This window comes from Kitasatospora sp. CMC57 (assembly GCF_045866025.2).
Lineage (GTDB): Bacteria > Actinomycetota > Actinomycetes > Streptomycetales > Streptomycetaceae > Kitasatospora.
On the sequence record NZ_AP035881.2, the window covers coordinates 6,565,686 to 6,582,271 of the forward strand.

General features: G+C 73.8%; 14 protein-coding genes. 9 read left to right on the forward strand and 5 right to left on the reverse strand.

What is annotated here, in order from left to right; all coding sequences use genetic code 11:
• Positions 1–77 precede the first annotated feature (77 nt).
• From ACKUU6_RS29565 to ACKUU6_RS29580, 4 genes are all read left to right on the forward strand, one after another.
• Complete coding sequence (locus tag ACKUU6_RS29565) at positions 78–752, forward strand: TetR/AcrR family transcriptional regulator (RefSeq protein ID WP_407991616.1); 675 nt, start codon at positions 78–80, stop codon at positions 750–752.
• 90 nt (positions 753–842) lie between these two features.
• Positions 843–1,622, forward strand: coding sequence for an SDR family oxidoreductase (locus ACKUU6_RS29570; RefSeq protein ID WP_407991617.1), 780 nt, complete (start codon positions 843–845; stop codon positions 1,620–1,622).
• A 137-nt stretch (positions 1,623–1,759) separates the two neighbouring features.
• Positions 1,760–4,651 (forward strand): BTAD domain-containing putative transcriptional regulator, encoded by a 2,892-nt coding sequence (locus ACKUU6_RS29575; RefSeq protein ID WP_407991618.1) that lies wholly within the window; start codon positions 1,760–1,762, stop codon positions 4,649–4,651.
• 129 nt (positions 4,652–4,780) lie between these two features.
• Positions 4,781–5,584 (forward strand): hypothetical protein, encoded by an 804-nt coding sequence (locus tag ACKUU6_RS29580; RefSeq protein WP_407991619.1) that lies wholly within the window; start codon positions 4,781–4,783, stop codon positions 5,582–5,584.
• 27 nt (positions 5,585–5,611) lie between these two features.
• On the opposite strand, the gene ACKUU6_RS29585 is transcribed toward ACKUU6_RS29580, so the two are convergent.
• Entirely contained in the window at positions 5,612–7,447 is a 1,836-nt protein-coding gene (locus ACKUU6_RS29585) for a cholesterol oxidase substrate-binding domain-containing protein (protein WP_407991620.1), read from the reverse strand.
• Positions 7,448–7,580: 133 nt separating this feature from the next.
• On the opposite strand from ACKUU6_RS29585, the gene ACKUU6_RS29590 reads away from it, so the two are divergent.
• On the forward strand, positions 7,581–8,504 hold the full coding sequence (locus tag ACKUU6_RS29590) for an oxygenase MpaB family protein (RefSeq protein WP_407991621.1): 924 nt from the start codon (positions 7,581–7,583) through the stop codon (positions 8,502–8,504).
• Here the strand turns inward: ACKUU6_RS29590 and ACKUU6_RS29595 are convergent.
• Positions 8,493–9,212, reverse strand: a complete 720-nt coding sequence (locus tag ACKUU6_RS29595; RefSeq protein ID WP_407991622.1) for an alpha/beta fold hydrolase — start codon at positions 9,210–9,212, stop codon at positions 8,493–8,495. The genes ACKUU6_RS29590 and ACKUU6_RS29595 overlap by 12 nt on opposite strands.
• 222 nt (positions 9,213–9,434) lie before the next feature.
• Here ACKUU6_RS29595 and ACKUU6_RS29600 point away from each other — a divergent pair, with 222 nt between their 5' ends.
• Positions 9,435–10,283 (forward strand): S-methyl-5'-thioadenosine phosphorylase, encoded by an 849-nt coding sequence (locus tag ACKUU6_RS29600; RefSeq protein ID WP_407991623.1) that lies wholly within the window; start codon positions 9,435–9,437, stop codon positions 10,281–10,283.
• Positions 10,284–10,379: 96 nt separating this feature from the next.
• On the opposite strand, the gene ACKUU6_RS29605 is transcribed toward ACKUU6_RS29600, so the two are convergent.
• Positions 10,380–10,532 carry a hypothetical protein gene (locus tag ACKUU6_RS29605; RefSeq protein WP_407991624.1) on the reverse strand — a complete coding sequence of 51 codons (153 nt, stop codon included), beginning with the start codon at positions 10,530–10,532 and terminating at the stop codon, positions 10,380–10,382.
• 382 nt (positions 10,533–10,914) lie between these two features.
• Here ACKUU6_RS29605 and ACKUU6_RS29610 point away from each other — a divergent pair, with 382 nt between their 5' ends.
• On the forward strand, positions 10,915–11,448 hold the full coding sequence (locus tag ACKUU6_RS29610; RefSeq protein WP_407991625.1) for a YcxB family protein: 534 nt from the start codon (positions 10,915–10,917) through the stop codon (positions 11,446–11,448).
• Positions 11,449–11,573: 125 nt separating this feature from the next.
• Here ACKUU6_RS29610 and ACKUU6_RS29615 read toward each other — a convergent pair whose 3' ends face one another.
• On the reverse strand, positions 11,574–12,125 hold the full coding sequence (locus ACKUU6_RS29615; RefSeq protein WP_407991626.1) for a hypothetical protein: 552 nt from the start codon (positions 12,123–12,125) through the stop codon (positions 11,574–11,576).
• Between the two features lie 416 nt (positions 12,126–12,541).
• On the opposite strand from ACKUU6_RS29615, the gene ACKUU6_RS29620 reads away from it, so the two are divergent.
• Together ACKUU6_RS29620 and ACKUU6_RS29625 are read left to right on the forward strand one after the other, a co-directional pair.
• Positions 12,542–15,079, forward strand: a complete 2,538-nt coding sequence (locus tag ACKUU6_RS29620) for a hypothetical protein (RefSeq protein ID WP_407991627.1) — start codon at positions 12,542–12,544, stop codon at positions 15,077–15,079.
• Positions 15,080–15,327: 248 nt separating this feature from the next.
• Positions 15,328–16,119, forward strand: a complete 792-nt coding sequence (locus ACKUU6_RS29625; protein WP_407991628.1) for a DNA-formamidopyrimidine glycosylase family protein — start codon at positions 15,328–15,330, stop codon at positions 16,117–16,119.
• 8 nt (positions 16,120–16,127) lie between these two features.
• Here the strand turns inward: ACKUU6_RS29625 and ACKUU6_RS29630 are convergent, their stop codons facing one another.
• Positions 16,128–16,535 (reverse strand): VOC family protein, encoded by a 408-nt coding sequence (locus ACKUU6_RS29630; protein ID WP_407991629.1) that lies wholly within the window; start codon positions 16,533–16,535, stop codon positions 16,128–16,130.
• Between the last annotated feature and the right edge of the window lie 51 nt (positions 16,536–16,586).

The window sequence follows — 16,586 nt, forward strand, 5'->3', positions numbered from 1 at the left end:
TCTTATGAGGCGTAACGTTTCCCTCGATGGGTACGGTTTGTCAACGTTGTGACTGCACACGGAGCGATGGAGATGCGATGACCGGTGGGCCGACCGAGGTGAGCGGCGGACCGAGCCGCCGGGAGCGGATGAGGGCCGGCACCGTGGAGGAGATCAAGCAGGCCGCCCTCGGCCTGATCGTCCTGCACGGCAGCGCGAACCTTCGCTTCACCGACATCGCCCGGAGCATGGGGATGACCGCGCCCGCGTTGTACCGGTACTTCGCCGACCGGGACGAGCTGCTCACCGCGCTGGTCGCCGACTCGTACCACGGTCTGTCGGACGCGCTGACGGCGACTCAGGACACGGTGCCGGCGGACGATCTGGACGGCCGCTTCCTGGCCACCTGCACGGCCTACCGCACCTGGGCCCAGCGGAATCCGGAGCGCTTCGCCCTCATCTTCGGCTCCCCGGTGCCCGGCTACGCGGCTCCGCCGGAGGGTCCGACCGCAGTGGCGGGCCGGCGGCTGATGGAGCACATGGTCGACCTGGTCACGGACACGGCGGAGCGCGGCCGGCGGGGCAGCCCGCTGGTGCCCGAAGCCGAGGAGGCGTTGATGCTGGCCTGGGCCACCGTGCACGGCTTCGTCACCCTGGAGGCGTACGGCCACTTCGACAAGCTGGAGCAGGAGGCGCGCGACCGGCTCTTCACCGTTCAGGCGCGCCTCGCCGCGCGCACGGCCGGTCTGGCGCCGCCCGTGGGGCAGGTGTGAGCCCTTGGTGAGCCCGCGGTGAGCGGTGGTCGGCAGTCTCGGGTCATCGCCGGATCCGCCGAGGGCCGGCCAGGACAGAGGAGCACGACCATGGGTGAGCTGACCGGCAAGTCGGCGCTGGTGACCGGTGGTTCGCGGGGGATCGGACGGGCGGTCGCACTGCGGCTGGCTGCGGCCGGTGCCCTGGTCGCCGTGCACTACGGCGGCAACCAGGACGCCGCCGAGGAGACCGTGGCGCGGATCGGGGCCGCAGGTGGCCGGGCGTTCGCCGTCCGGGCCCGGTTCGGCGAGAGCGGCGCGCTGGACCGACTGTTCGAAGGACTGACCGCCGGACTGGAGGCACACGGCGCCGAGGGCCTGGACATCCTGGTCAACAACGCGGGCATCATGTCAGGCAGTTCGATCGGGCAGGTCACCGAGGAGGAGTTCGCCGCGCTGCTGGCGGTCAACGTCAGTACGCCGTTCTTCGTGACCAAGCGGTCGCTGCCGCTGCTCAACGACGGTGGCCGGATCATCAACATGGGGTCGACGGCCAGCCGGTTCGCGGTCTCCACGCAGATCGCGTACTCAGTCAGCAAGGCCGCGCTGGAGGCGATGGCGCCCTCGCTCGCCAACGAGCTCGGCCGACGGGGGATCACGGTGAACACGGTGGCACCCGGCGCCGTGCGGACCGACCTGACGGCGGGTCACACCGCGATCCCGGAGATCGTCGCCGGACTGGAGTCGATCACCGCGCTGGGCCGGCTCGGCGAGCCGGAGGACGTCGCCGACGTGGTCGGGTTCCTGGCGGGCCCGCGGGGGCGCTGGGTGACCGGCCAGACGGTCGACGTGTCGGGCGGGACCTACCTCGGGCCGATCGTGCCGGCGTGACCGCGCGGGACCTGCCTCGGCGCGATCGGGCTGACCTGCCTCGGCGCGATCGGGCTGACCTGCCTCGGCGCGATCGGGCTGACCTGCCTCGGCGCGATCGGGCCGGTCGTGATCGTATCTGATGGATAATCAGCCGCATGCGGTTCGGAATCCTCGGTGAGACCAAGGCCTGGCGCGACGACGGGGCCGAGGTCCCGCTCGGCGGCCCGGCCCGTCGGGCGCTGCTGACGCTCCTGCTGGTCCACCCCGGTGAGGTGGTCTCCGTCGACCGCCTGGCCGAGGAGGTGGACCCCGGCGGCGAGTTGTCGGCGCACGCGGTGCAGTCCCAGGTGTCCAGGCTGCGGACGGCCCTGGGGCAGGCGGCGGCCATCGAGCGGGCCGGGACGGGCTACCGGATCGTGGTCGAGCCGGAGGCCGTGGACACCTCCCGGTTCGAACGGCTGGCCGGTCAGGGCCGCGCCGCGCTGCGGGACGGTGACGCGGAACAGGCGGTCGTGCTGCTGCGCGAGGCGCTCGCCCTGTGGCGGGGGCCCGCACTGGCCGAGATCACCGAGGGTGAGACGGCCCGGGCGGCAGCGGTACGGCTGGACGAACTGCGGCTCGGGGCGCTGGAGGACCGGTTCGAGGCGGCGCTGCGCCTCGGCGAGCACCGCGCGGCCGTACCGGAGCTGCGCGCACTCGTCGGCCGCCATCCCCTCCGGGAGCAGTTGGCGGCGCTGTTGATGCGCGCGCTGTTCGCCGAGGGCGGTCAGGCCGAGGCGCTGGTAGTGTTCGAGCAGACCAGGCGGCGGCTGGCGGAGGAACTCGGCGCCGACCCCTCGGCCGAACTCATTTCCCTGCACCGGGAGTTGCTCAGCTCGGAGGCGGCCCCGGCCCCGGCCGCACCGCCGGCGCAGCTGACCTCCTTCGTGGGCCGCGCGAGCGAGCTGAACGAGACCGTGGAGCTGCTGCGGGTGGCCCGCCTTGTCACCGTGGTCGGCCCCGGCGGCGCCGGCAAGACCCGGCTGGCCGTCGAACTGCCCCGGGGCGGTGCCGAGGAGGTCTGCTTCGTCGAACTGGCCCCGCTGCGCGACGGCACCGCACTTCCCCAGGCGCTGCTGAGCGCGCTCGGCCTCCGCGAGGGCGGGCTCCACCTCGACAGTGCGCGGCCGCCGCTCGACCGCCTGGTCACCGCGCTGTCCGGCCGGGCGCTGCTGCTGGTCCTGGACAACTGCGAGCACCTGATCGAGGAGACCGCCGCGCTGGTGGCGCGGCTGCTGGCGAGCTGCCCCCGGCTGCGGGTGCTGGCCACCAGCCGCGAGCCGCTCGGCATCATCGGCGAGAGCCTGCAGTACGTCGGCCCGCTCGGCGAGGACGCGGCGGTCCGGCTGTTCACCGACCGGGCCGCCGCCGTGCGGCGCGGCCTCACCGCCGATCCGGCGCTCGTACGGAGGATCTGTGCCGCCCTGGACGGCCTGCCGCTGGCCATCGAACTGACCGCCGCCCGGCTGCGCACGCTCGAGATCGCCGACCTGGCGGGACGGTTGGACGACCTGCTGGGGATCGCCGCGCGCGGCACCAGGACGGCTGACCAGCGGCACCGGACCCTGCGCTCGGTGGTCGCGTGGGGCTGGGACCTGCTCTCCGAACCCGAGCGGCAGGCCGCCCGACGGTTCGCCGTCTTCGTCGGGGGTGCGTCGGCCGAGGTGGCGGCCGAGGTCTGCGACGCCGACGGCGGGACGCTGGAGTCGCTGGCGGACAAGTCGTTCCTCCAGGTCGGCCGTGGCCGGTACCGGATGCTGGAGACGATCCGCACCTTCGCCGCCGAACAGCTGGCGGCGGCCGGTGAGCAGGACATGGCCGGCCGGGCGCACGCCCGCTACGTCCGACGGGTGGTCAGGACCGCAGACCCGCACCTGCGAACGGCCCGACAGCTGGAGTGGCTGCCGGTGGTCTCCGCGGTGCACGACGACCTGCCGGCGGCGGTGCGGTGGGCCGTCGCGGCGCAGGAGGTGCCGACCGCCCTGGAGCTGCTGGCCTCGGCCTCGGCCCACCTGTGGATCCGGGGTACGGCCGCCTCGATCGCGCCGCACGCCGCCGCGCTGCTGCGGACCATCGGCGAGCGGCCCCCGGCCGGGCTGGGCGAGGAGTACGCGGTGTGCGTGCTGCTCGCGGCGTCCGGCACCGGAGGGCAGCCGCTGTGGCAGCAGCACCGCCTCGCGGCCGAGCGGGCGTTGGCCGTGGCGTGGCCGGGTGAGCGTGCGGGCCGGTACCCCGTCGCGCTGCTGGCGTGGATGCTGCGCAGCGCCGGGCAGTCGGAGGCCGAGGAGCGGCGGAGCGCGTTCGAGCTGGTCTCGGCGCAGCGTGACTGCCCCGAGCCGTGGGCCCGGGCGGTGGCCCGGTACGTGTCGGGGTTCGGCTTCCTCGGGACGGGCGACATTCCGGGGGCGGAGCGGGCCTTCACGCTGGCCGGTGAGGAGTTCGGTGCGCTGGGCGAGCGCTGGGGAGCCGCGCTGGCCCTGGACATGCGCGCCGGACTGGCGGCCGGGCGCGGTGACCGGGTCGAGGCGGTCGCGCTGACCGACCGCGCCCTCACCCTGGCCGAACAGCTAGGCGCCCTGGAGGACGTCGCCGACCTCCTGGTGAACCGGGGCGACCAGTACGCCGCCGACGGCCGTCCGGAGGCCGCCGTCGACTACGCGCGGGCCGCCGAACTGGCCACCGGCGCCGGCAGCGCGGACGCCCTCGCGGCCGCCCTGCGGGGGCAGGCCGACCTCGCGCTGTCCGGAGGCGACCTGGTCGCGGCGGAACGGCTGTACTCCGAGGCGCTGGAACGGATCGACCCGCGCTGGATCAAGGCCCTGGCCAACCGGGTGCGGGCGCTCGCCGGACTGGCCCACGTCGCCGAACTGCGCGGCGACCACGCCACGGCACAGCTGCGCTTCCGTACGGCCGCCGGGACGGCGGCGGAGGTGGGCGACGGCGCTCCGGCCGTACTGCGGCTGCTCGGCCTGCCGGCGGCCGTGGTCGAGGCACTGAACCGGGGGTGAGGACGCCTGCCGGGGCCGACGGGCCGTTCTTCCACTCCGTCGGGCACGCGCCGGGGTGCGGTGGATCCTCCGAGGCTTCGAAGCGGCCGGGAGTAGGGCGAACTGACGGGTGTTCTATTATCTCGGCCCATGACGGAGAACCAGGGATCAGGGTCGGGCTGGAGCGTCGAACCGGTGGTGACCAGGGCGCAGGAGCCCGACTGGGCGGCCCTGGCGGAGCAGCACGGCGAGCAGCTGCGGCGCCGCAGACAGCTCCGTGCCGTGGCGGCCGGTGTCGCGGCGACGGCGGCCATCGGCGGCATGATAGCCATGGTGCTCCCCGGCGACTCGGGGGCCGAGCCTGCGCGGGCGGCGGCCGCGACAACGGAGGACAGCGCCTCCGCGCGGGCCGAGGACAGCCCGTCACCTGGTGCCGAGTCAGTCCCGGCGCAGGCCCCCAGCTTGGCCTTGCCCTCGGCCTCGCTCAGCGCTTCTGCCGAGACCTCGCACCCGGCCGGCTCCGTGACCAAGCCGCCGCCCTCGGCCGGCGCGTCGGCGTCGGCGCGGCCGCCCGTCGTCCAGCCCGGTGCCACTCCCACGCCGGGGAGCCCGCAGACCTCACCGCCGCCCGCCGGCAAGTCGTACACCCCGGTCCAGGTGTGCGGCAGCGGGTTCAACGTCATCGACTCACACAGCCTCGGCGGCGCCACCGTGTACCTGCTCTACAAGAGCGCCACCGGTGACAACTGCGTGACCACGATCGTCAACAACCCGGCCGGCCCGGTGCCGATGAACGCGACCCTTGCGATCAAGGACGGCAGCTCCGGCAGCGACCCGGGAACCTTCGCCTCCTACGCGGGGCCTGTCACCAAGCATGCTCCCAACACCTGTGTGCAGTGGGGCGGTTCCTACCAGAGCTCGTCCTGGACCAGCGGCTGGACCCACTGCGGCTGAGATCCCGGGTCGCCCGAGATCCCCGCGTCACGGCGTACGGAGCAGCCCGTCGAGGAGCGGGTTGCCGAAGACCCGGTGCGGGTCGTGGCGGTCCAGCACGGCGACCGCCTCGTCCCAGCCCGGGCCGCCGTCGGTGCGGAGGCTGTCGGGGATGGCCCGGCCGAGCACGTCCGGGTCGGCCCAGGCGGCGTCCTCGGTGTAGGCCCAGCCCTTGGACCACTCGACCCGCAGGCCGGCCCTGGTGCCGTCGAAGGTGCGCAGCAGGAACTGCTCCAGCTCGCGGCAGAACCGGTGCAGGCCGGGGGTGCCGGGCAGGCTGAGGACGTCGACCCAGACAGCGGTGTCCCATTCGGGTCGGGCCGGGTCGGGCCGCAGGGCGGAGAGCAACGGTGCCTGGGCGCCCGGTACGCCGCAGGCGGCCGGGTCGTCCAGGCCGGTGACCCGGATCTCCACGGCGCCGTTCACCGGGTACTCGCCGCGCTGCTGGTACTCCGTCAGGAGGCGCTGGTAGTAGGCGGCGAACTCGCTGACCGCCCACTGGAGATCGGCACGCCGGGTCAGGATCGCGTACCCGCTGGCGGTGACCCGCAGGGTGGTCGGGCGGACGTACTGGAGCAGGGCCCGGGAGGGGCCCCACAGGTCCGAGTGCAGGCCGTCGGCGAGCAGGTGGGTGATCAGCTCGCCGGTGAGCAGGCTGCGCAGCAGGCCGGTGGAGAGCAGCACGTCGGTCAGGTCGCCGGTCAGGCCGATCTTCGTGATCAGGAACTGGAGTTGGCCGAAGGTGGGAGCCAACCCCCAGGCGCCTTCCAGCAGTTGGCCTGCCAGCTCGGCCACCGGCTTCGGGATGTTGTCCGAGAAGGGGTAGTTGTACGGCTCGGTGACGGTGCGGGCGGCGAACGGGTGGGCGGGCGTGACCCGCCAGGTCTTCAGCCAGGGGTGCGAGGTGAAGGCGTACCAGATCGCCTCGGCCCGGCCGTCCCGGTCGACGAAGTCGGCGAAGGTCCGGCCGCCGGACGCCCCGGGTGCGGCGAAGAGTTCGTCGGCCGGGACGTCGAGGCGGCTGACGCAGCGCAGGTTCCGGTCGGCGCCGACCCGGAGCACCACCTCGGTGAGGAAGGCCCGGCCGAGCTGGACCAGGAAGGCGGCGGTGTCGGCCTCCGACCGGTGGAACTCCCGCAGCGCGTACCGGCCTTGGGCACTGTCCCAGGCCACGACGGTGAGCGAGACGACCTGACTGCTGAGCGAACCCCAGCCGTGGCCGGTGGGCGCGGTCTCGCCGTTGGCCGGTACGGCGGTGCCGTGACCGCCGATCGCGAGCACGCCGCCGACGGTGAGGTCGCCCGGTGCGGGGCAGCCGGTGACACCGAGACCGTGGCCGGCCAGGTCGGCGAGCAGGTCCTCCATCGAGGCCCCGGTCTGCACCCGGACAGTCGGGGCTTCGGACACCGAACTCCCGTTCAGGGCAACGGCGGTGAGGTGCTGGGTGGTGTCGACCAGCAGCACCCGGGCCGAGGATGGCGTGCCGGGCGCGACGGTGAGCGGCGACCAGCCGTGCCGGTGCCCCTGCGGACGCAGCCGCCATCCTCCGGCGTGGGCCCAGTCGGCGACGTCGGCGACCTGTTGCGGGGTCCTCGGCGCGCAGACCCAGAGCGGGTCGGTACGGACCTCGCCGGCCCAGTTCTCGTACACCCGCTGGTAGGGCGTCAGCCCGGCCGGGAGCCCGGCGGGGGCGGTGCCGACCGCCTGCGCGCTGTCCGGGCCGACGGTGCCGCGCAGCAGCCAGGCGGCGCCGCCCGCGCCGAGTGCGGCGAGCGCCTTACGTCGGGTCAGTCCGCTGGCCGTGTCGCGCTGTTGATCTGTCACACACCGACGCTACCAACGGAGCTGAGGCCGTGAGCCGGTTTCGGCAGCGCGGCCGAACCGGTCCTACCGTGCCCTGCTGTTCGGCAGGAGACCCGGGTAGCGTAGGGTCCGGGCGGCGAGGGGCGGGCGGGACATGACAGGGAGTGCGCGGTGTACGCCGGTTGCCGCGCTGCGGGCCCGGCCGACGGCCGAGATCAACGCCACCGTGCACGGGGACGACCTCCACCTGGAGCGCTACGACCGGCCGGCCGGGGATCCGGGGCTGTTCGGCCCGAACAGTGTGGTGTGGCGGGTGCACGGGCATCCGGCCGGGATGCTGGTGGGCGGCTTCGCGGCGTTGCTGTTGCAGGCCCTGCACCCGCTGGCGATGGCCGCCGTGGACGCCAACTCGGACTTCCGCGCCGACCCGACCGGGCGGCTCAACCGGACGGCACGTTTCGTCACCAGCACCACGCTCGGCTCGACGGCCGCGGCCGAACAGGCGATCGCGGCGGTGCGCAGGGTCCACCTGCGGATCCACGGCACGGCGCCGGACGGCCGCCCGTACCGCGCCGACGATCCGGAACTGCTCACCTGGGTGCACACCGCCGAGGTGTACTGCTTCCTGACCGGATACCAGCGCTTCTCCGCCACGCCGTTGAGCGCCGCCGAGTGCGACGACCACTACGCCGAGGCGGTGCGGGTCGCCGAACGGCTCGGCGCAGCCGCGACACCCCGGTCCCGGGCCGAGGTCGCGGAGTACCTGGCCGGAATCCGGCCCGGGCTATGGGTCACACCGCCCGCGCTGGAGGTGCTCCGGCTGCTGCGCGGCTTCGGCCGCAGCCGACGTGAGCGGCTCGCGGTCCGGCTGCTGACCAACGCCTCGGTCGACCTGCTCCCGGCCTGGGCGAGAGCCGAACTGGGCGTACGGCGACCCTGGTTGGTGCGGGCGGTCTGGGACCGTCCGGCCGCGTGGGCCGTCGGACGGGTCATGGTCTGGGCCTGCGGCCCCTCGCCGATCCGCGCGGCGGCGTACGCGCGGGCCACCGCGCCGGCCGACGTTCCGTCAGAGCGGTAGGGCGAGTCCCAGGCCGCCGACGTCGGCGGCGCCCAGGGCGAGCGCGTCGGCGACCTCGGCGGGGAGCGGCCGCAGGCCGAGCAGGCCGGCCGTCAGTTCGGCGGCCGCGCGGTGCCAGTCGGCGGAACGGCGGAGCAGGGCGTGGCCGGAGCCGTGCACGGTGTAGCCGGCCACCCGGGCGCCGGCCTCACGGGCCCGGGTGGCCAGGTCGCGGGTGGCCCCGGGGGCGGTGACCCGGTCCCGGTCGCCGTGCAGGGTCACCACGGTGCGGTCCCTGAGCTGGGCCACCGGCTCGCCCGCCGGGCACCACGGAGCCAGCGCGATCACGCCGACCACACAGGGGTGCCCGGCGGCGCGGAGGGCGGCCCGGCCGCCCATCGAGTGCCCGACCAGCACGGTCGGCACCGGGCCGAGGTCCTCGGCCAGGTCGCTGAGGGCCGCCGTGGCGTCCCGGGCGGCGTCGGCGTGCTCGCCGTTCCAGCCCCGGTAGCGGTAGCGCACCGAGCCGAGCGCGACCTTGGTGCCCGTGGTCTCGCGCGCCACCGCGCAGGCGAAGCCCTGCATCCGCAGCCCCGGCAGGTTGACCGGCCCCGGCCGCCGCTCGCTGGCGACCTGTCCGCCGTGCAGCACCAGGACCGCCGCCTCGGCCCCCTCGGTCGCCCCACGCCAAGCCAGCGCCCGGTGTCCGGCGACCCGCACTCTGTTCATCTCCACCGACTCCAACTCTCACAAGGGAGGGCCACTGTACGCCTGGCGGGGGTGCCCCGGCGGGGCGGCGGGGTGCGGAGCGGGACGTCCCGTGTGCGCCTGGCGGGGTGGTGCCCGGGTCTGCCGGACGTCGGCGGCCGGTGCCCGCGCGGGTCGGCCCCTCGGGGTGCCCGGGTTCGTACAGTGGTGGGTGCCGGAACCGCCGACTGAGAGGCCGTCACCATGAGCGAGAGCGCCGCCCGTCCCGTCCGCGCCGAGATCGGTGTGATCGGGGGGTCGGGTCTGTACGCGCTGCTGGACGACGTGACCGAGGTGGTGGTCGAGACTCCGTACGGGGCGCCGAGCGACGCGGTGTTCGTCGGGGAGGTGGCCGGGCGGTCGGTGGCGTTCCTGCCCCGGCACGGCCGGGACCACGGGCTGCCGCCGCACCGGATCAACTACCGGGCCAACCTGTGGGCGCTGCACTCGCTGGGCGTGCGCCAGGTGCTCGGGCCGTGCGCGGTGGGCGGGCTGCGGGAGGAGTACGGGCCCGGGACGCTGGTGGTGCCCGACCAGTTCGTGGATGGGACCGACGGTCGGCAGCAGACGTACTACGACGGCCTCCCGCTGCCCGGCGGCGGTCGGCCCGAGGTGGTGCACGTCTCGATGGCCGACCCGTACTGCCCCGACGGGCGGCAGGTCGCGCTGGCGGCGGCGCGGGACTGCGCGTGGGAGCCGGTGGACGGCGGCACCCTGGTGGTGATCGGCGGCCCGAGGTTCTCGACCCGGGCGGAGTCGCGCTGGTTCGCCGGGAACGGCTGGTCGGTCGTCGGCATGACGGGCCACCCGGAAGCGGTGCTGGCCCGCGAACTCGGCGTCTGCTACACCTCGCTGGCCCTGGTCACCGACCTGGACGCGGGGGTGGAGAGCGGCGAGGGCGTCACCCACGCGGAGGTGCTGGAGGTGTTCGGACGGAACGTGGACCGGCTGCGTACCGTGCTGTTCAAGGCCCTGGAGAGCCTGCCCGCAGCCCGCGACTGCCTCTGCTCACACGCGCTGGACGGCCTGGAGACCGGCCTGCCCGGCGTCTGACCCGGCGGCGTGACTGTTCGGTGGTGCGTACGACCCGCGGAACACGGACGGGCCGTCACCGGTGTTTCGGTGACGGCCCGTCCGCTGCTGCGGTCTTCACGCGGTCAGGCTGGTCAGAGCCTGGCGGGCGCGCTGGGTGGCGCGCTCGGCACGGCTCCGGAGCCGGAGCGCACGTCGGAGGCGGTGGTCCTCGGCCTCACGCAGACGGTTGTCGATCGTCGCCCGCGCTGCCTCGAGTTGGAAGCTCATGGTGGTTCCCCCTGTCGACGGATGGTCCGGTGGCATCTCCGTGATGCCGGCCCCCAGGGCCACCCTCTGTACTTCAGATTCTACACCAAAGCGCGGGCAATGCCTTTCATTTTCCGCCGGGTTCAAGTGAACGCCTGCTGATCGAAGGGGAACGGGCCGTTCTGGCCTCGTCTTCTCGAGTTCAGCTTCGCGCTACTGTCCCGGCCGGTTCAGCCGCTGCGCGAGAGCGGCGGAGACCCCGGCCGGGACACGGGGGAGCCGTCGGCACGCTGTCCGGGTGCAGGTCGCCGTGCACGCCCACCGCTCGGCCTTCGACCGTCTGGACGAGAAGATGATCTCTCTCTAGAGTTCAGCTCTCGTCACGGACTCGCCGGGGGAAGCGTTGAACATCAGTACGTCGTACCAGGTCTCGTTCGCCGACCTGTTGCGGGCTTCGCAGCTGGGCCTGCGGCGTCGGCGGCGAGTGCTGTGGATCTGCGCGATCGCCCTGGTCTCCGACGGTGTGCTGCTCTTCGCACTGGGGAACCACCCGCTCGCAGCAGCCGCGCTGCTGGCAGGCGCGTTCGTCCTCCACCAGTTGACCCTGGGCACCCGGAAAGGCGTCCGCAGAGCCCTCGCCGAGGCCGCGGGGACGACCGAGGTGGAGTTGACCGACGACGCCGTCACGGTCCGGCGTCCCGGTCTGCACACCGAGATCGCGTGGCGGCACTACCGGAAGGTCGTCGAGGATCCGGAGTTCCTGTTCCTGTACATCAACCGGTTGACCTTCACCGCGGTGCCCAAGCGGGGCATGACGTCCGGACAGAAGCGCGAACTGGCCGCTTTCGTGGCCGCCCTGAACGGCACCACCGTGCGGCCCCGGCGGCCCGCGCCGATCCGGGTCACCGCGGCTGCGGAGCGCACCGGGAACCGCTGAACGGAGCGCCCGTCAGGGTCAGCTCCGATGGTGGTCCCCACCGAACAGGGCCCGGGCGGTGACCACCAGTGGCCCGACGCGGGTGGCCGGTGAGGTGAACCCCTGGCTGAAGGCGTGAGTGCAGGTCACTGCGGCGGGGCGGTGTTGAGCGACGACCAGGGGCCCTGGCCGACGAAGGTGATCTGTCCTGCCGCGTTCAGCCGGATGGTGTAGATGTTGCCGTGCCAACCGAAACCGCCGGTACTGTCCTGGCCTGCGGCGTGGGCGGCGAACAGTTTCGGCAGGTCGGCCGGGGTGCCGGCCAGGAGTTGCTTGCCCGGCGTGAGCAACTGCACGCCGGCGTCGGCGGTGACCGTGACCGCTCGGGCCTCGACACCGGTGCCCTCGACCTGGGGGTCCAGCCCCTCCGAGCTGCACGTCACCCTGGTCGGGGCGACCCCGAGTGTGGTGGTGCCGTCACTCGTCCGCGCGGCCGACGACACGTACACCCACTGGGCGTCTGCCGGCGCCCCACATGCCGGGGTGCTGCCCGAGCCGGTGGGTGTGACGGCGGGCGCAGCCGACGGTGCACCGCTGGGTACGGTGCTTCCCGGGTCACAGGCGGTCAGTGCGGCCAGCGCCAGCGCAGCGGCGGCTGAGAGCAGCGAAGCACGAAGAACGGCAGTCGATTTGGGCATGGCGTGTCCCCCCTGGACGTTGTGAATCAACGGATCTGAACACGCGTCAGGTCGGCCCGTCGGTTGCAGGCGTCCGTCCGGGATTTCGAAGCTGCGCGGGGCCCCGGGGGCCCCGCGGTTCCGGTCCGCACCGGACCGGACGGGTGGCTGGGAGGGACGCGGGAGGGGCTCTCGGACGGAACGGATGGACGGGCATCGAAGTGCAGTTCGAGGACGATCGGCCCGTGCGGGGCCGGTGCTGGCGGCCGGGAGGGGGCGGTTGAGTCATATTCGTTCATGATGTGACCAATACGAAAAAGTAGATCCGCCGCGCACTTACCGAACCTTTACCCTGAGCAACGGTCCGGTCTGACGACCCGTCAATCCGACTGCCGATCAGAGGTGGAGAACCAGTGCTGAGAAGCCCGCGTCCCCCCATGCCGATCCCCGTCCGAAGCCGCCGCACCGGCCGCCGTCCGCTGCGCACCGCCACGGCCGCCGCCGTCACCTCCGCACTCCTGCTGCTGGGCCTGGGGAGCATCGCCCCCGGCGCCGGCGCCAGCCCGGCCGACACCGCCGGGGCGTCCGCGCTGGTGAAGACCGTCCAGAACGCCACCCACCCGGGCACCGCCACCGCCGAGCACGGCGACACCCTGAACTGGGCCGTCACCTACCGCAGCGGCACCTCCGGCGAGGCCGCCGCGTCCGCCGTCGTCACCGACCCGATCGCGGGCGCGGGCAGCTCCCAGACGTACGTGCCCGGTTCGCTGAAGGTCCCGCCCGGGTGGGCGCCGTCCTGGTCGACCGACGGCAGCACCTTCGGCGCCACCGACACCGGCACCGCGACCACCGCCGTCCGGGCCGAGAACCCGGTGCTGCGCGGCATCGGCACCGGCGTCTCCCCGCTGCTGCTCGCCCCCGTCCAGCCGACCGCGCAGTCCACCGGCGGTGACGGGTTCACCCCGATCCTGCACCGGACGGCGTCCGGCGAGATCCAGTCCTGGAACATCTACCACCACGCCGCGCGCACTGCCCCGCAGGTGGTCTGCCTCAGCCTGACGGCCGGTCAGCCGTGCACCGGCGGCCCGTGGCCGCGCCCCCTGAACGCCGCCGTCGGCCCGCTCGGCAGCGGCGCCACCGGTGACATCGGCAGCCCACTCACCCCGCAGTACGTGTTCGACCCCGCGCACCCGAACCAGGTGCTGTACCCAGCCGTCACCGCCGCCGCGGTCGGCGTCGGCTGCCTGGACCTCGACGCGCAGGCGAACTGCGGCTTCACCGCCCTCACCCCCACCGGCGGCTCGCCCAGCAGCGTCAACAACCTCGCGGGCCTGGTGCGTTCCGGCGACAACCTGTACGGCGTCGCGAGCGACGGCCGGGTGCTCTGCCTGGCGCTCGCCACCCGCACCCCGTGCGCCGGCCAGCCGTACGCCGCTGTGGCCCCCGGCAACCGCGACCTGCCGAGCACGCCCACCGCGCTCTACTTCGGCGCGCTCACCGCGGTCGGTGACAGGGTCTTCGTCTCCAGCTCGCCGCAGGCTGGCACCTCCACCGTCCCCGGGCCGCCCGCGCTCGGCTGCTTCGACACCGCCGCCCTGACCACCTGTGCGGGCTGGGCCACCCCGCACCTCGCCGGGCCGAACGCCAACTACTACACCTACAACGCCTACACCGCGTACGACACCGCCGGGCACCCCGACGGCGTCTGCACCAGCACCGTCGGCGGCGCCAACGTCCTGACCACCTGCTACGGCCTGGACGGCTCCGCGCACGCCGCGCCGAGCAGCCTCGGCACGCTGGCCGGCGGAGTGCTGACCTTCAATCCCGAGCCCGTCACCACCGACTCCGGCACCCGCAGCTACTTCCCCGTCTGGGGCGGCGGCGTTTCCGGGGCGACCGTCTGCCACGACTGGGCCACCGGCGGCCCCTGCGCGGGCTTCCCGCTCCCGGCCGGGCACCCGAGCGCCCACGGCGGGGACACCCGGGACTACGGCTACAGCTACGACTCCACCACCCGCTGCCTGATCGGCCTCGGCGATGCCGGTGTGCTGTTCTCGCTCGACCCGGCGACCGGCGCCAGCCCCTGCGTGCACAGCGGCGCCTCGGTCACCCTCAAGCCCGGCGACTTCTACTGCGACGGCGCGAGCGGCCACGTCCAGGGCTACGACAAGGTCCGGCTGACCGACATCGACCTCTCGCACATCACCCTGTCGGCGTCCCGGGTCCTGGTCACCGACCCCGACGGCACGCCCGTCGCCACCCCGGCGCTCGGCGCCGACGGCACGGTCGACCTGTCCGGCATCTCCGTCGCCGCGCACCCGGCCCTGACCGTCACCGCGCAACTGGTGCTGACCACCTCCACGGACTTCGCCAACGGCAACCACCCCACCCTGGTCGTCGAGTACCGGGGCGACGGGCCGCAGGTCTGCTTCCGTACCACCGTCGCGGCCGCCTGCACCGCCACCGCCGTCACCAACACCGCGAACGGCAACGACGCGAACGGCGCGCTCACCTCCAACACCCTCACCACCGCGGTCGCGCCCGGCACCGGCTGCCAGCCCCGGGTCACCGTGGAGAAGGAGATCTGCGGCTCAGCCAACTCCCACGACTGCCTGCCCGGGGGCCCCGGACCCTGGGCCAAGACCAGCCCCGTCGGCCTGCTGGGCCTGCTCGGCACCGCACACTGGCGGATCACCGTCAGCAACGCCGGACCGGTCGACGCCGCGTCCGTCACCGTCAACGACGCCAGCACGCCCGCCTGCCGACAGGCCGCCGGCACCTTCGCCCTCGCGGTCGGCACCAGCCGCGCCGTCTACTGCGACTCCCTGCTGCTGGCGCTCCCGTTGAAAAACACCGCCTCCGCGAGCTTCGTCGCCGCGAACGCCCCCGCCGGCACCACTCCCACCACCACCGCCCCGTCGTCGGCCGTGGCCTGTTCCCTGCTCTGCATCCTGGCGGTGCCCGGCAAGGACTGACCCGCTCCCGATCGGTACGCACGACGCGCCGCCCCCGAACAGGTGGATTCAACAGATCGTCGCCAACACGGCGGGGGCGGTGTCGTCTTCGAGCAGTACAGAAGGCGTTCGGCCGGGGTGTCCCGGCCAAACGCCTGACCCTTTCGCCCTACCAGCCCACCCTCACCGATGCCGTCACGGTCCGAGTCCTCCAACAGCGGAGCGACGCGGGGCCCGGTACGCCGATCCGAAGCGGGCATGATGGACGGGTGCCAGAAGGAGACTCCGTCCACCGGGTCGCCGGGGAGCTGGACCGCGCGCTCACCGGCCGGCCGCTGATCGCCGCCGACCTGCGGGTGCCCGCCCACGCCACCGCCGACCTGACGGGACGCCAGGTGCTGGGTACCGTCCCGCGCGGCAAGCACCTGCTGACCAGGTTCGAGGGTGGGCTGACGCTGCACACCCATCTGCGGATGGACGGCCGCTGGGCGCTGTACGGACCGGGGGAGCGGTGGACCGGGGGAGCCGGGCACCAGATCCGGGCCGTCCTCGGGGTCGAGGGGCGGACGGCCGTCGGGTACCGGTTGCCGGTGGTGCAGCTCCTCCGCACCACCGAGGAACAGACCGTGGTCGGCCACCTCGGCCCCGACCTGCTGGGCCCCGACTGGGACGCCGCCGAGGCGGCCCGCCGACTCGCCACCGATCCCGAACGGCAGCTCGGTACCGCCCTGTTGGACCAGCGCAATCTGGCCGGGATCGGCAACATCTACGCCAACGAGCTGTGCTTCCTGGCCGGGCTCACCCCGTGGACGCCGGTCGCCGAAGCCCTCCCCGTCCTGGAGCGGCTGGCGGCCAGGGCTCACCAGCTGCTCGAAGCGAACAAGGAGCGGCTCGGCCACCCGACCACCCCGGACCCCCGCCCCGGCCGACAGAACTGGGTCTACGGCCGGGGCCGCCGGCCCTGCCTGCGCTGCGGCACCCCGATCCGCGCCGCCCAGCACGACAGGGAGCGGCCCGCGTACTGGTGCCCGCGCTGCCAGCGCGGCCCCGGCCCCCGGTGAGGTGCCTGCTACGCGTCCTTGGCCGGCTCGCGCAGCGCCAGCCACTCCTGGAACTCGATCAGGTTCCCTTCCGGGTCCGCCAGGTGGGCGACCCGCATCCGGTCACCCATCGGGGCCGGGTCCCGGACGAACCGGGCTCCGCGCGAGGTGAGTTCGGTGTGCGTGGCGTCCAGGTCGTCGACCCGCAGCACCACCAGCGAGCGGTGTCCCGCCGCGTCCGTCCCCAACTGCTCCAGCAGACCCGCCATTTGCTCCCGGTCCTGCAGCGCGATCGCGGCGTGTCCGGCGTCGGGGCTGAGCTTGGCGTACGGTCCGTTCTCGGCCTCGAACTGCGGCTTGAGCCCGAGCACGTCCCGGTAGAAGCGGTAGACGGCGGGGAAGTCGGAGACCAGCAGACGTATCTGGGTGAGTTCCATACCGACACGCTAGCCGGAGGGATCATCGCGCCGCGCAGCACCCGCAGGCTG